This window comes from Pseudomonas haemolytica (assembly GCF_009659625.1).
GTDB classification, from domain to species: Bacteria; Pseudomonadota; Gammaproteobacteria; order Pseudomonadales; family Pseudomonadaceae; genus Aquipseudomonas; species Aquipseudomonas haemolytica.
Map to the genome: position 1 here is coordinate 1 of NZ_VOIW01000002.1, position 13,130 is coordinate 13,130.

At 59.4% G+C, this 13,130-nt stretch carries 11 protein-coding genes; 5 read left to right on the forward strand and 6 right to left on the reverse strand.

The window, feature by feature from the left end:
- Together FRT59_RS06315 and FRT59_RS06320 are read left to right on the forward strand one after the other, a co-directional pair.
- A partial coding sequence (locus tag FRT59_RS06315; RefSeq protein ID WP_245223363.1) for an RHS repeat-associated core domain-containing protein occupies positions 1 to 3,785 on the forward strand: 3,785 nt, incomplete at its 5' end.
- Between the two features lie 3 nt (positions 3,786 to 3,788).
- Positions 3,789 to 4,208, forward strand: a complete 420-nt coding sequence (locus tag FRT59_RS06320; protein ID WP_034117698.1) for a hypothetical protein — start codon at positions 3,789 to 3,791, stop codon at positions 4,206 to 4,208.
- A gap of 155 nt (positions 4,209 to 4,363) precedes the next feature.
- Here the strand turns inward: FRT59_RS06320 and FRT59_RS06325 are convergent, their stop codons facing one another.
- The 5 genes from FRT59_RS06325 to FRT59_RS06345 all read right to left on the reverse strand — a co-directional run bounded on the left by FRT59_RS06325 (position 4,364) and on the right by FRT59_RS06345 (position 8,545).
- On the reverse strand, positions 4,364 to 5,593 hold the full coding sequence (locus tag FRT59_RS06325; RefSeq protein WP_153870715.1) for a M20/M25/M40 family metallo-hydrolase: 1,230 nt from the start codon (positions 5,591 to 5,593) through the stop codon (positions 4,364 to 4,366).
- A 49-nt stretch (positions 5,594 to 5,642) separates the two neighbouring features.
- On the reverse strand, positions 5,643 to 6,701 hold the full coding sequence (locus FRT59_RS06330) for a diguanylate cyclase (RefSeq protein WP_034117696.1): 1,059 nt from the start codon (positions 6,699 to 6,701) through the stop codon (positions 5,643 to 5,645).
- Positions 6,702 to 6,780: 79 nt separating this feature from the next.
- Positions 6,781 to 7,413 carry a LysE family translocator gene (locus FRT59_RS06335; protein WP_034117695.1) on the reverse strand — a complete coding sequence of 211 codons (633 nt, stop codon included), beginning with the start codon at positions 7,411 to 7,413 and terminating at the stop codon, positions 6,781 to 6,783.
- A 68-nt stretch (positions 7,414 to 7,481) separates the two neighbouring features.
- A complete protein-coding gene (locus tag FRT59_RS06340; RefSeq protein ID WP_034117694.1) occupies positions 7,482 to 8,351 on the reverse strand; it encodes a sugar phosphate isomerase/epimerase family protein in 870 nt (289 codons plus the stop codon).
- Positions 8,336 to 8,545, reverse strand: a complete 210-nt coding sequence (locus FRT59_RS06345) for a rubredoxin (protein WP_080752916.1) — start codon at positions 8,543 to 8,545, stop codon at positions 8,336 to 8,338. Before FRT59_RS06345 ends, FRT59_RS06340 begins: the two co-directional genes overlap by 16 nt.
- A 158-nt stretch (positions 8,546 to 8,703) precedes the next feature.
- Between FRT59_RS06345 and FRT59_RS06350 the strand changes: the two genes are divergently transcribed.
- Positions 8,704 to 10,134: an aminotransferase-like domain-containing protein gene (locus FRT59_RS06350; protein ID WP_153870716.1), complete on the forward strand. Its 1,431-nt coding sequence runs from the start codon at positions 8,704 to 8,706 to the stop codon at positions 10,132 to 10,134.
- A gap of 32 nt (positions 10,135 to 10,166) precedes the next feature.
- On the opposite strand, the gene FRT59_RS06355 is transcribed toward FRT59_RS06350, so the two are convergent.
- Positions 10,167 to 10,637, reverse strand: a complete 471-nt coding sequence (locus tag FRT59_RS06355) for an Lrp/AsnC family transcriptional regulator (RefSeq protein ID WP_034117692.1) — start codon at positions 10,635 to 10,637, stop codon at positions 10,167 to 10,169.
- A gap of 123 nt (positions 10,638 to 10,760) precedes the next feature.
- Here FRT59_RS06355 and FRT59_RS06360 point away from each other — a divergent pair, with 123 nt between their 5' ends.
- Entirely contained in the window at positions 10,761 to 12,005 is a 1,245-nt protein-coding gene (locus FRT59_RS06360; protein WP_153870717.1) for a methionine gamma-lyase, read from the forward strand.
- Between the two features lie 230 nt (positions 12,006 to 12,235).
- Positions 12,236 to 12,907, forward strand: coding sequence for a response regulator transcription factor (locus tag FRT59_RS06365; protein ID WP_198809816.1), 672 nt, complete (start codon positions 12,236 to 12,238; stop codon positions 12,905 to 12,907).
- Positions 12,908 to 13,130: the final 223 nt, after the last annotated feature.

Here is a 13,130-nt window from a genome sequence, read left to right on the forward strand (position 1 = left end):
TTCTCACCAAGTTCATGCAGGCGGTGGACCGCTACAAGGCGGTGGCGGTTCGCGGGGTGGTCGGCGGGCTGAAGCAAGGCACGATGCAGATGCGCTGGCGGGCGCGGCAGAACGCAGTGCTGAAGCAGAAAGAGCACGTCGATGATGTGCCTGTCGTGGCTTCGAATCCCAAGGGAGATGCTGCTTCGTCTGCGGACAAGACAGTCACTAACGGCTGCCCGGTGTCGATGGTTACCGGGGAGGAATTGCTGACCCTCACCGATGGTGCGCTGGACGGGATTTTGCCGTTTGAGTGGACGCGGTTGTATCGCACCAGTGCGGTAGAAGTGGATTGTGGGTTGGGGTTTGGGTGGAGTCATTCGCTGGCCCATCGGCTGGTTGTTTCTGGCGACTCGGTGGTGTGGACCGACCATGAGAACCGCCGTACTCAGTTTCCCTTGCCCACTGACTCTCGACCCGCGATCACCAATAGCCTGGCGGAAGCGGCGATCTACTTGGGCTCGGCTCCTGATGAGTTAGTGCTGGCCCAGGCGTCGCGGTTCTATCACTTTCGCGACGGTGTGCTGGTCTCGATCAGCGATGCGTATGACAACCGCCTGCGCATTTGCCGTGATTATTCAGGGCGGATTGAGCGGCTGGATAACGGTTGTGGCCGTTCGCTGCTTCTGCGCTATGAACTGGATCGCATCGTCGCGGTGGACTACCAGGTTCATCGCGCAAAAGGGCGTGAGCCCTACGTCTGGGTGACCGAGCAGAACGTCGTTTCCTACGCCTATGACGAAGATGGACGACTGGTTTGCGCGACCAATGCCGTCGGTGAAAGCGAGCGTTATCGCTACGACGATCAGCACGTCATTGTTGAGCGGCAGTTGGCCGGTGGCGCGAGTTTCTTTTGGGAATGGGAAGGTTCCGGCAAGGCGGCGCGCTGTGTCCGCCATTGGGCGAGCTTTTCGCAGATGGACACGCGGTATGCCTGGGGTGATGACGGGCGCGTCACCGTGCATAACGCCGATGGTAGCCAGGAAGTCTATGTTCACGATGACCGGGCGCGGTTGGTACAGCGCATCGATCCCGACGGCGCCCAGCATTTCAAATCCTACGATGACAGGGGCCGGCTGACCGTCGAGCAGGACCCGATGGGCGCGGTTACGGCGTATCAGTACGACGAAGCTGGGCGCTTGGTGGCGTTGTTTCCGGGGGATGATGAACCGACCGCCTACGAGCATGACAACGGCTTCGTACGGGTTGTAAGGCGTGGCGAGGCGGTCTGGAAATATGAGCGTAATGATCAGGGCGACGTCATCCGCAAGATTGATCCGGATGGCAACGCGACCGACTACAGCTACAACAAACATGGGCAACTGACCGGGGTTTGGTACCCCGATCACAGCTGTCATCGGTTGGTGTGGAATGAGCGTGGCCAGCTCGTTGAAGAACAACTGCCCAATGGCGGGGTTAAGCGCTATCGCTATGACGACCTTGGACGGCAGATTGCCCGTGAGGATGAACATGGCGCGCTGACCCAGTATCAATGGGACAGCGTTGGTCGATTGATTCGTCTCGTCTTGCCAGGCGGTGCTTTCCGGGAATTCAGCTACAACCCCTACGGAAAAATCATCGCCGAACGCGACGAACTCGGCCACGTCACCCGCTACGAATACGCCGATGGTCTGCACCTGATCAGCCGCCGCATCAACGCCGACGGCACCCAGGTCAAGTACCGCTACGACAATGTTCGGTTACTGCTGACCGAGATCGAAAACGAAGTCGGCGAAACCTACCAACTCGACTATCACCCCAACGGCCTGATCCAGCAGGAAAACGGCTTTGACGGCCAACGTACCGCGTATGCCTACGACCTCAACGGCAATCTGCAGGAAAAGACCGAATACGGCGACGACGGCAGCCAGCTAATCACCCGCTACGAGCGAGACCACGCCGGACGTCTTGTAAGAAAAAACCTGCCCGATGACAGCGTTGTCGACTATGCCTACGACCGCCAAGGCAATCTCCTCAGCGTCGAGGACGGTCACTGGGCTTTGGTCTACGAATACGACCGCCAAAACCGCCTCATCGCCGAACACCAAGGCTGGGGCACCCTGCGCTACAGCTACGACGCCTGCGGCCAGTTACAAAAATTACGCCTGCCTGACAACAACCGCCTCACCTTCAACCACGACAAAGGCGGCCACCTCGCCACTGTCGAACTCAACGGCGAAGTCCTCACCTCACACCTATTCAAGAGCGGTCGCGAACACCAACGCCAACAAGGTCAACTGCTCAGCCACTACCACTACGACGACCAGAACCGACTGCACGCCCACGCGGTTACCCAACAGCAAAACCACCTCTATCAACGCCAATACGACTACGACAAAAGCGGCAACCTCACCCGCCTGCTCGACACCCGCAAAGGCCAACACGACTACCGCTACGACCCGCTCGCCCGCCTGACCCGCGCCGATCACTCGCAGGACGTGCAGGAACGCTTCGGCCACAACCCGGCGGGCAACCTGCTCATGCAAGACCGCCCGGGCCCGGACATCGTCGCCGCCAACCGCCTGGTGATCCAGGGCGACCGCAACTACGACTACGACGCCTTCGGCAACCTCATCCGCGAGCGGCGCGGCAAAGGCCATCAACTCGTCACCGAATACCGTTATGACTGCCAGCACCGGCTGATCGGCGTCACAAAGCCGAACGGCGAAACCGCCAGTTACCGCTATGACCCCTTTGGGCGGCGTATCAGCAAGACCGTGGATGACAAAACCACGGAATTTTTCTGGCAAGGTGACAAGCTGATTGCCGAACACCATGCGGATTGTCATCGCAGCTACATCTATGAACCGGACAGCTTCCGCGCACTGGCGCTGCTGGAAGGGTTTGGTCCAAAAGAAACAAAGCCCTACCACTACCAACTCGACCACCTCGGCACACCGCAAGAACTCACCACTCCCGAAGGCGAAATTGTCTGGTCCGCCCACTACCGCGCCTACGGCCAGATAGCGCGTCTCGACGTAGGCAAAATCGACAATCCGCTGCGTTTCCAAGGGCAGTATTTCGACCAAGAAAGCGGTCTGCACTACAACCGCCATCGCTACTACAATCCGGATATTGGTCGTTACCTGACGCCGGACCCGGTGAAGTTGGCGGGGGGGATCAATGGGTACCGATACGTGCCCAACCCAACGGGCTGGGTAGACCCGCTGGGCCTAAATACGTGTCCAGGTAGGGATGGGTGTAAGCCAGCAACCGGCCCAGAAAGCCCAATAGCAAAGGCAAGAGTTGATGAGGGGCAGCCCTCGGTGCCTCAGCCGTCTGGGGAGCATAGACGGGCAAGAATAGAGGAGCTAAGCGAAGCGAATGCGAAACGTCGAATTTTGGAATACGAAGAAAATTACGATATGCACATGGTTGGAAAGCATGGACCAGAAGTTGAGTCATCTAAAGTAAGTCAGCGGTCGATCGATGGGAAGGACCCGATAACAGGTAGCTTCCCATCTAAGAAAAAAGGAGTGCCCAGTTCACAATTTAACAGTTGGAAGCTTCAACTTCAGGCTTGGACGAAGGCAACTTCAAGGATTGAGCGGGGACTTCCGCGATACACCGGAGTCGATGGTAACAAGAACGATATAGTCCAACTGGAATTGCCAGGTGCTGGACGTGGCTACAGACCAAACAAGACGGATCCGCACCATCCATTTTTTAACCCTTCGATGAATGGTGCAGAGATGAAATTCCGTGAAGACGGCACGCCGTTTACCCTATTCCCTATTAAGGAGTAAAAAATGCTATTTCATCCATGCTCTGAAAACATACCTTTCGACGCGAGCCTACGCTATTTCGTGGGAGCTTTCGATATTTACGACAGGGAAGAAACCAAGGGAAAAGAGCTGTATGCCTATAACCCCAACAACGAAAAAGATAGGGAAGACCTAATTGTAAAGTACTGCCTAGATCCTCATATCAAATATTCTTATCGTCACAAATACAAATTAATTGAAAGCTTAGCTACTGCTCTAAACACTGAAAATTTCGACTTTGGTTCTTTCTTTGAAGACGACCCTGATGAGTATTCAACGATGGCCTGGGACGAAACAGAAATAGCTGACCCCAGAGGCTTCTTCGCGGACATCTATCGGCTAGCCAACGAGGTCTGGAAAGACGATCTCCAAAAAGCCAGCCTCGAAGACCCTGCCACATGGTGACCCGAATCTTGGATACACCGAGTATCCAATGTGGGAGGGGGCTTGCTCCCGATGGCGGTGGATCAGCTTGCATATGCATTGACTGACCCACTGCCATCGGGAGCAAGCCCCCTCCCACATTCAAATCTGCTTCATTCTGTAATCGCGCGACCTGATCAGCGCTTGGACAACTCCATAATCATCCGACTCAACAAATACACCCGTGGCACCACACTCTCCACCTCGGCATATTCCTCAGGCGTATGAATATTCCCACCCACTATCCCAAACCCATCCAGAGTCGGCGTGCCTACCCCGGCCGACAAGCTGGCATCCGCCGCCCCACCACTGCCTTCAATGGTCAACTTACGCCCCAACTCTCCATAAATACCCTGGGCAATCGCCACCAACTTGTCCGACTCGGCTGTCTGCGGCATGGGGGGCAGGCCGCGTTGCAGGCTGGTTTTCACTTCGGTTTCCGGAATCAACTTGTTCGCTGAAACCCGCGCCAAGTCCTTCTCGATCCGGTCAAACTCTTCCGGCAAGGCTGCGCGTACGTCGGCCTTGGCGGTGGCTTGGTCGGGGATGACGTTGGTGCGGTCGCCGGCCTTGAGTACCGTGAAGTTGATGGTGGTTTTCTTGTCTTCGTCGCCGAGCTTGCCCAGTTGCAGGATCTGGTGCGCGACTTCCATGGCGGCGTTACGCCCCAATTCTGGGGCGACGCCGGCGTGGGCGGCCTTGCCTTTGACTTCGACCACGGCGGTGGCGCTGCCTTTGCGCCACACCACCAGGCCGTCGGCTGGGCGGCCGGGTTCGAGGTTGAGGGTCACGTCGTGGCCCTTGGCGGTGTTGCGGATCAGTTCGGAGGCGGCTTCCGAACCGGTTTCTTCGCTGGCGTCGAGCAGGAAGGTGATCTGCGCGTAGTCCTTGAAACCCTGTTTCTTCAGAACTTTCAGCGCATAGATGCCGGCGACGATGCCGCCCTTGTCATCCATCACGCCGGGGCCATAGGCGCGGCCGTCCTTGATGTGGAACGGGCGCTCGGCGGCCGAGCCTTCCTTGAATACGGTGTCCATATGGGCCATCAGCAGGATCTTGGCCTTGCCGGTGCCCTTGAGGGTGGCGACCACATGACTGTTGTTGGCCGCCTTGTCCGGCACCCGTTCAATGCTGAAACCCAGCTGCTTCAACTCATCCACCGCGATGTCGCTTACTTGGGTCAAGCCCGGCTCGTAGCCGGAACCGGAGTCGATGTTCACCAGGCGCTCCAGCAGTTTGAGGGCGTCGGCCTTGTACTGCTCGGCATCCGCCTGGATCTGTTTGTGGGGTTCGGCGCTGTAGGCCGGCAGGGCGAAGGACAAGGCCAGGGTGGCGGCCAGGAGGGTACGCGGGAAGGTGAAGAGCATGGGCCGATCCTTGTTTTTTTGTTGGAAGGTGCCCCGCCACCCTACCCCACTAGATCGACCGCAACCAACTCTCCTGCACCGAGCTCACCCGGTTGCGCCCGCTGCTCTTGGCTTCGTACAACGCCTGGTCGGCATCGTTGAGCCAACTGATGGAGTCGGCGTGGGCCGGCTGGTACGGCGCCAGGCCGATGCTCAAGCTGACGCGCAGCGTCGGGTCCTGGGCGTACGCCAGGGCATTGAAACGGTCGCGCAAGGCGTCCATCACTTCAGTGGCACGGTTGAGGGGCATGTCAGGCAGGATCACGCAGAACTCATCGCCGCCATAACGCCCGGCCAGGTCGGTGGTACGCAGGTTCTGGCGCAGCACTTTGCTCAACTGGCGCAATACGATATCGCCGGTCACATGGCCGTAGGTGTCATTGATAGTCTTGAAGTGGTCAATGTCGATCAAGGCGATGGCTGCCCCAGCCGGGCCGCGGCGGCAACGCTGGAACTCGATGTCCAGGTGGTCTTTCCAGGCGCCGTGGTTGAGCAAGCCAGACAGGCTGTCGGTGCGGCTCAGGGCCAGCAATTCGCGTTTGTGGCTGGCCAGGGTCACGGCCTGGCGGTAGCAGATCCAGCCCAGGGCCAGGGGATACAGCATCAGGATCGGCAGGCAGGCATACAGCTGGGCCTGGGTGGTCACGGCAATGAATGCAGGGGCGAATATCAGCAGCGCCGTGCCGATCCCGAGGGCCTGCGCCACCCAACCGGCGAGCATGAAGCGCGGCCCGCCAATGGCGACGTTATTCATGGTCATCATCGACAGCGTGGTGACGCTGGGCAGCGGGTTGAAGTGCATCGCGCCGACCCAGAACCCACCGCAATAGGAATCAAACAACAAGCTGCGGCGCTCGCTGCGCAACGTATGGGCCGCGCGCAACGACAATTGAAAAGCCACATGCGGCCACACAAACGCGTTGATCAGCATCCAGACCCACACCCAAAGGGAAGGATTGAGCGGATACATGCCAAACGCGACGCAGATAAAGCCGAGCGTCAGCCCCAATAGGCGCGATTTGTACAAGCGCGAAGCGAGCGGACGTCCATTTCCTCCGACGGCTGGCATGGTGGGTGCGATCCTGGGTGGGTGCCTGGAGTCTATCAGGGCACCGGCAGATCGCCACTACCGCCTGGAAGCTAATACTTCAGTGTGAAAACCCACGCGCCAGCATCAGCGCAACGCCCAATAGCAACACGGCGGTGATGCGCTGCAACAACACCCGCCGTTTGGGGTTTTCCAGCACGTGTTTGATGCGCTGGCCGAAATAGCAGTACAGGCACCCGCTGGCAAACTGCAGCAACAGGAAGGTTGCCCCGAGGATGGCGATATCCGCCGCCGAACTGTGCTCCCCAGCCCCGGCAAATTGCGGGAACACGGCGCTGAACATGATGATGGTCTTGGGGTTGGAAAACCCGGTCAATAGCCCTTTGCCGAACAGGCTGCGCGAGCCCTCCACGGCGCCGGCTTTATTGATTGACACACCGCTGCTGGTCCACTGTTTGTAGGCCAGGTAGAGAATGTACGCCACGCCGACAAACTGGATGGTCTGAGTAATGGCGAGGTTGCCCTTGATCAACTCCGAGAAGCCGACGGCAAAGATCAGGATGGAAATCAGGTACGACACACTGGCGCCGATCTGCGCCGGGATCGAGCTACGCAAGCCGTCCTTCAAGCCCAGGCTCAGCAGCAGCAGGGTCATGGGGCCGGGACTGAAGGTCATGGTGGCGCAAAACAGCAGGAAGTAGAGAAACGAAGACAGGGTTAACGCACTTGTCATGGCCGGGGACCTTGAATGGATAAAAACAACAACGGGGCGAGCGCCGCAAGTGCTCGCCCCTGGGCCGATCAGGCAACAGCGATTTCGGTGGTCAGGGATTCGCGGTACATCACCGCCAGGTCAGCCAGGGCAGCCTTGGCCGTCTGGTTACGGGTTTCGAACGCTACCAGGCCCTTCCAGTTGGTCTCGACGATGGCCTGCACCACATCGGCGTAGTCACAGTTGCCGTCGTGGATGCCGAAGTGCTGGTCTTGCACGCCGTTGTTGTTGCTGAAGGAAATACCCTTGATCAGGTGGTGATACTTGCGCACGATTGCTGCTGGCTGGCCGTTCTCGATGTTGGCGTGGCCGGCATCAAGGAAGAAGTACACGTTGCTGTGGGCTTGCAGGCGCTCGAACACAAAGGCGTATTCCGCTTCATGAGTAAAGATGTAGTGGAATGGCCGATAGTTGACGTAGTTGGACAGGTTCTCCAGATAGATATCCGTGCCCTTGGCCTCGGCGTAACGCGCCAGTTCCTGCACCGACTTCAGGTAATGCTCCAGGGCAACCTTCTTGGCCATCAGCACCATTTTCGGCTCGACGATGCAGCCGCCGTGAATGATCAACGGCGCGCCCAGGCGGCTCGCAATGTCGATTTCTTTCTTCACATACTCCACCGCCGCAGCACGAAAAGCCTCGACGTCACTGCCCAGCGGCGCCTTGAAGTTGCCGTGGAAGATCGGCCGAACGCCGGTGGCGGCGATTTGCGCCTGTAGGCTTTCGATGCGCGCATCGGTCCAGTCGTCGACCATTTCGCCAAACAGGCTGCCGTCGATGTACCAGTGGGTGCAATTGCCTTCGATGGCGGTTTCCAGCCCCTTCTCGGCGCCCAGGTATTTCTGGTGGGCCACACCGGTACAGAACGGCACGCTAGCGTTGATCAGTTTACTTTCCATGGGGCGATTCCTTTCGTTGATGGAGTGTCAGGGAGCTCGATGGCCATGAAATCGGCCTTGGTCACGCCGCAATCCGGGCATGTCCAGTCTTCAGGCACCTCTTCCCAAGGGGTGCCTGCAGGTATTCCGTCCTCCGGAATACCCAATTCTTCTACGTACATAAAACCGCAGGGGGCGCACATATAAGTCTTCATGAGAATGCAGAATCCATTGCTCGCTTGTAGGAAATTTCGCCAATTCCTGGCGAGATGGCCCGCAGTCTAGGGAAGTTGCATTGCACAAGGCAGGTAAAGTGTTGCCTAATCCGGCCTAACTTCACCGGTAAAAGCACCAGTAAACACAAGGACGCGTCATGTTTGTATCCGCCATCGCTTTTGTGGAAGGCACACCCAAGGTCCAGCAGATCGTCGAGGCGTTCAGCCAGGCCATCGAAAGCGGCGAATGGGCACCGGGCAGCAAGTTGCCGTCGGTACGCGAATTGACCCTGACCCTGGGCGTCAGCAAGTTCACCCTCAACGAAGCACTGGACCGCCTGCGCGGGCGCCACCTGCTCACCTCCAGCCAGGGCCGGGGCTACTTCGTGGCGATGGACTGCCCCCGTCCAGCCTCGGTGACCTGGGTCGACCTGTTGCCCCAGGACCTGCTCAGCGTATTGCGCCGCCCCCTGGTCACCGCCGGTGGCGAGCTGCGCCCCGGTGGCGGGCACTTGCCAGAGGACTGGCTCAATGGCGAAGCAATCCGCCAGGCCATGCGCAGCGTGGTGCGCGCGCCGTCACTGCGCATTGCCGGGCTGGGCACACCGGCCGGGCTGCTGCCGCTGCGCCAGGCACTGCAACAGAAACTGCACGGCGAAGGTTTGTCGGTGCCGGTGGAGCAAATCATCACCACGCCCAACACCGTGCAGGGCCTGGACATGCTCATGCGCCTGCTGGCCCGCCCTGGCGACACCGTGCTGCTCGACGCACCCTGCTACTTCAACTTCCACGCCAACCTGGCGCTGCACGGCGTCAAGGTCATCACCATCGAGCGCCGCCCCGACGGCTTTGACTTCAACGCCCTCGAACACTTGCTGGCCGAACACCGCCCCAGCCTGTACCTGACCACCAGCGTCTTGCATAACCCAACCGGCCACTCCTTCAGCCCCAGCCAGGCGTTTCGCCTGCTGCAACTGACCCAGCAGTACCACTGCCACATCGTCGAGGATGACCTCTACGGCGACCTGCACCCCAACCCACCACCGCGCCTGGCCGCCGTCGCGGGGCTGGACCAGGTCACCTACCTGTCGGGCTTCTCCAAGATCCTCAGTGCCAACACCCGAGTCAGCTACGTGGTGGCTGCGCCGCAACTGGCCGCCAACCTGACCAACATGAAATTGATGAGCGGTGGCGTGACCTCGGAATTGTTCGAACAGATTGTCTACCGCATGCTCAGCGAAGGCAGCTATGCCAAACATCGCAAGCGCATGGTGCAACGCCTGATGGAGGCCGGTGGGCGCGTCGAGCAATGGCTCAAGCGCTGCGGCTGCGAACTGCCGATGGCCTATGAAGGCGGGATGTTTATCTGGGCGCGCCTGCCGCCTGGCGTAAACGGCGAACTGTTGGCCCAGGAGGCGTTGAAACGCAGCATGGTGCTCGCGCCCGGCGCGCTGTTTGGCTACGACCCGGCCCATCGCGACTCAATGCGCTTCAATGTGGCCCACAGTGATGAGCCACGGGTGCAGCGGGTGTTCGAGGCGCTGTTGCTGCGGGGTGTTGCTCAGAGCACGCCCCCCGCTGGGACGTAACCCTGATGGAAGCGGATTGCCCGAGAAGCCCGTCACCCCGGCAGCGGAATCACCCGCAACGGCCGCACCGACTTGTAGGAGAAGCTCGAATAGATTTCCTTGACGCAGGGCAAGGTCTGCAAGACCTCCCGGGCAAACTCGCCGAACGACTCCAGGTCCTTGGCCACTACCTCCAGCAAAAAGTCATAGCGCCCCGACACGTTATGGCACGCCACAATCTCCGGAATTTCCAACAGCCGCTGCTCGAACGCCCGGGCGATTTCCTGGGTGTGGCTCTCCATCATGATGCTGACAAATGCCGTCACCCCATAGCCCAGCGCCTTGGGTGAGAGGATTGCCTGGTAACCACTGATCACCCCGCTTTCTTCCAGGGTGCGTATTCGCCGCCAGCACGGTGAGGTGGTCAGGGCAACCCGCTCGGCCAACTCGGCCACGGTCAGGCGGGCATTACCTTGCAACGCGTTCAACAGGGCTTTATCGGTGCGGTCCAGCTTGATGGGCATAACGTGCCTCTAAACATTATTTTTATCGGTGTTTGATCCACAAACGCGGCTTTTCCCAGCATCTTTTGCAAGGTTCATCTGCGGTTATGAGCATAGCATTGTAGGAAATAAGGAGCGCCCGACATGACCAATAAACACAACACATTCGGCTTTTCTACCCGCGCCATTCATCACGGCTATGACCCCCAGGACCACCACGGCGCCCTCGTACCGCCGATCTACCTGTCGGCCACGTTCGCCTTTCCCACCGCCGAATATGGCGCTGCCTGCTTCGCCGGTGAAGCCAGCGGCCACTTCTATACGCGCATTTCCAACCCGACCCTGGCCCTGCTGGAATCGCGCATGGCCACCCTGGAAAACGGCGAGGCCGCGGTGGCGTTCAGCTCCGGCATGGGCGCGATTGCGGCGACGTTCTGGACCCTGTTGCGCCCAGGCGACGAGATCATCGTCAGCCAGACACTCTATGGCTGTACCTTCGCCCTGTTGCACCATGGCATTGGCGAATTCGGCATCAAGGTACGGCATGTCGACCTGACCGACCTGGCCGCCCTGCAAGCAGCTCTGTCCCCGGCCACCCGCATGATCTATTGCGAAACCCCGGCCAACCCCAACCTGCGCCTTATCGACATCGCCGCCGTGGCCAGGCTTGCCCATCAACAACCGAATATCACCGTGGTGGTCGATAACACCTACTGCACGCCTTACCTGCAACGTCCGCTGGAGCTGGGCGCGGACGTGGTGGTGCACTCGGCCACCAAATACCTCAGCGGCCATGGCGACATTACCGCGGGCATCGCCGTGAGCAACCAGGCCCTGGCGCAGCGCATTCGCCTGCAGGGGCTCAAGGACCTGACCGGCGCGGTGATGTCGCCCCAGGATGCATCGTTGCTGATGCGCGGCCTCAAGACACTGGCCCTGCGCATGGACCGCCATTGCAGCAACGCCCAGGCAGTGGCCGAAGCCTTGCAGGCGCACCCGGCGGTGCAATGGGTGACCTACCCTGGACTGCGGTCTTTCCCCCAGTACGAACTGGCGAACCGCCAGATGAAACTACCCGGCGGCATGATTGCCTTTGAACTCAAGGGCGGAATCGAGATGGGCCGGCGCTTCATGAATGCACTGCAACTGTTCACCCGCGCCGTCAGCCTTGGGGATGCCGAGTCACTGGCCCAACACCCGGCGAGCATGACTCACTCAACCTATACGCCCGAGCAACGCGCGCAGCACGGTATCAGTGAAGGTTTGGTGCGTTTGTCAGTAGGGCTTGAAGATGTAGCCGACCTGTTGGCCGATGTGCAACAAGCCCTGGCCAAGTGCGGCCGTTCGCCAGTGCGTCAGCGCGCGACGGTGACCCATGCTGTGAGATAACGCCTAAACGCCGGGTTATTTTTCCCTCTACGGTGGTCGGACGGATCCGGTCACCGTTAAGCCGTTTTAATCTGGTTTTTTTGCAGATTGGATCCCCCTCCTTTCGCCAGCCTGTACTAGCATGGTTGCGGCGGGAAGCATTATCACTGCGGGTTATTCACACTGGTTACCTTCTTAACTCCCGTCGCTATAAGGCTGGATACCTGCACTCCAAACTCATGGACGAACTGATGAACTCACACCTGTTCCCACATATAGGCAAGGTCATCGCCAGCACCGGCAGCCGCCACTTCCCACGCATGCTGCATGACCTCATCCTCACCCAACTGGCAGTGGACGCCACCCATATCACCCAACTGCGAGTCAGCAGCGAAGGCCACAGCCGCCGCAAGATCAGCCCGGTCTATACCGATTCGGTAGCGGCCCTGGGTGCAGAGCAACCCGCCGCACAATTGCACCTCACGCGCCGCAAGGACGACGTGCGCTACGTGCTGTCGGTGTACCGCTCGCACCAATCCGACAGCTTTTCCGCCCAGGAGCGCAGCATGCTCGAGGATTTTTCCACGCTGTTGCTGCCCATGGTGGAAAAGCACATTACCGCGATCCAGCCATGCCGCCAGGACAACCCGCCGGCAGTGCCGGAACACCAGGGCCTCGAAACCCTGCGCCGACGTATCCAGGAGCGCCTGGTGCAATCGGGGATGACCCTGTCCAACCGTGAACTGGAGGTGTGCGTGGGCCTGCTGGCCGGGCGCACCGCGCCGGAGCTGGCTGATCAGTTGGCGTTGAAGGTCAACACCATCGAGAGCTACCTCAAGCGCGCGGCCATCAAGCTGGGAATCAGTGGGCGGCATTCGTTGTTGCGGTGGATGTATTCCACTGAAGACGCCACAAGCGCTTAAGTCTACGTAGATCAACATTGTGGAAGGGCTTGCCACCCGTGGCGGCTTGACTGCAAGCAACTATCTAAATGATGCGACGCGATCTAAATGTGGGGGCTGGCTTGCCTGTGAAGGCGGCCTGGCAGCTGGCCAGGATATTGGGTTGGTTTGAGTACATATCCATTGTTTAGGTGACGGCGGCTATTGGTTCCGCTCTTACAGCGGGTCACTTTTGAAAAGAGCC

What these genes read in the sequence shown, in the direction of transcription:
- FRT59_RS06355 (WP_034117692.1), bottom strand. Translation starts at nt 10,637, where the DNA reads ATGCCCATCAAGCTGGACCGCACCGATAAAGCCCTGTTGAACGCGTTG.
- FRT59_RS06325 (WP_153870715.1), bottom strand. Translation starts at nt 5,593, where the DNA reads ATGCTCTTCACCTTCCCGCGTACCCTCCTGGCCGCCACCCTGGCCTTG.
- FRT59_RS06335 (WP_034117695.1), bottom strand. Translation starts at nt 7,413, where the DNA reads ATGACAAGTGCGTTAACCCTGTCTTCGTTTCTCTACTTCCTGCTGTTT.
- FRT59_RS06330 (WP_034117696.1), bottom strand. Translation starts at nt 6,701, where the DNA reads ATGCCAGCCGTCGGAGGAAATGGACGTCCGCTCGCTTCGCGCTTGTAC.
- FRT59_RS06345 (WP_080752916.1), bottom strand. Translation starts at nt 8,545, where the DNA reads ATGAAGACTTATATGTGCGCCCCCTGCGGTTTTATGTACGTAGAAGAA.
- FRT59_RS06320 (WP_034117698.1), top strand. Translation starts at nt 3,789, where the DNA reads ATGCTATTTCATCCATGCTCTGAAAACATACCTTTCGACGCGAGCCTA.
- FRT59_RS06340 (WP_034117694.1), bottom strand. Translation starts at nt 8,351, where the DNA reads ATGGAAAGTAAACTGATCAACGCTAGCGTGCCGTTCTGTACCGGTGTG.
- FRT59_RS06365 (WP_198809816.1), top strand. Translation starts at nt 12,236, where the DNA reads ATGAACTCACACCTGTTCCCACATATAGGCAAGGTCATCGCCAGCACC.
- FRT59_RS06360 (WP_153870717.1), top strand. Translation starts at nt 10,761, where the DNA reads ATGACCAATAAACACAACACATTCGGCTTTTCTACCCGCGCCATTCAT.
- FRT59_RS06350 (WP_153870716.1), top strand. Translation starts at nt 8,704, where the DNA reads ATGTTTGTATCCGCCATCGCTTTTGTGGAAGGCACACCCAAGGTCCAG.